The sequence below is a fragment of the Acrocarpospora corrugata genome (assembly GCF_009687845.1).
Taxonomy (GTDB): Bacteria; Actinomycetota; Actinomycetes; order Streptosporangiales; family Streptosporangiaceae; genus Acrocarpospora; species Acrocarpospora corrugata.
Map to the genome: position 1 here is coordinate 1 of NZ_BLAD01000008.1, position 1,157 is coordinate 1,157.

The following is a 1,157-nucleotide window of genomic DNA, read 5'->3' on the forward strand; positions in this document are numbered from 1 at the left end:
TCTGTGTCAAGCTCAACTGGGACATATGGTGATGGAGTTCCCAGTGTGGCATGAGTAGGGCGAGACTTGGTGTATCAGACTGTGACGATGACGAAGCACGACCTGGAGGCCGGCGGGCCCCGGGCTGATCGACCGAAGCGCCGGCACTTCACCGCGGAGTACAAGTTGCGGATCGTGGAGGAGTACGACTCGGCGCCGGCGGGCGAGAAGGGCGCCATTCTCCGGCGCGAGGGGTTGTATGACTCAAGCGTTCAATTGTGGCGTAGGCAGCGGGATGAGGGGGCGTTGCAGAACCTTTCCCGTCAGAAGACCGCGATGGATGATGAGCACGCGAAGCAGCGGGCGCGGGAGAAGACCGAAAGGGCCAGGCTTGAGCGGGAGAACGCCCGGTTGAAGAAGAAGCTCGCGCAGACCGAGGCCGCCTTGGAGATCGTGGGAAAATGGCACGCGCTCTTGGAGATGATGTCCGAGAGCGCGGACTCGGAGAACTCGTAGCCGAGATTCGCGAAGAGACCCGCGAGCAACTCGAGCCGCAAGTCGGTATTCAGGCGTCATGCCGGATTGCCGGAATCAACCGGTCCACTCACTATCGGAGGATGACGCCAAGGGTAGAACAGCCGAAGGCGGCTCGTCCGACCCCGCCCAACGCGCTTTCCAAAGAGGAATGCGACGAACTGATCGCGGTGCTCAACAGTGAGGAGTTCCGCGATAAGTCGGTCCGCCAGGCGTGGGCGGCACTGCTCGACCGAGGCGTCTACCTGGCGTCGGCGTCGACGATGTACCGGGAGCTGCGCAAGCGCCGCCAGGTACGTGAACGGCGCGCTCAGGCCCGGCACGAGCCGCTCAAGAAACCGCACCTGGAAGCCAGGGCACCCAATGACGTATGGACCTGGGACATCACGAAACTCCACGGTCCGAACCGCGGTGAGTACTACGATCTGTATGTGATGATCGATATCTTTTCACGGTACGCCGTGCACTGGGAGATCCATTTGCGGGAAACCGGCGAGCTTGCCGAAAAGTTCATCGAGAACTGCATCCGTGCGAACGGCGGTATCGCGCCCAGGCACCTGCACTCCGACCGTGGCCCTGCAATGACGTCGATCTCCGTCGCGGAGCTTCTGTCGGACCTCGGGATCATCAAAACTCATTCCCGG

The 1,157-nt window shown here is 61.8% G+C and carries 2 protein-coding genes; both read left to right on the forward strand.

Annotated elements, in window-relative coordinates; genetic code table 11:
• Positions 1-87 precede the first annotated feature (87 nt).
• Positions 88-495, forward strand: coding sequence for a transposase (locus Acor_RS42945; RefSeq protein ID WP_218034032.1), 408 nt, complete (start codon positions 88-90; stop codon positions 493-495).
• Positions 496-596: 101 nt separating this feature from the next.
• Positions 597-1,157 (forward strand): integrase catalytic domain-containing protein (locus Acor_RS00065; protein WP_218034033.1); only part of this gene is annotated, 561 nt, incomplete at its 3' end.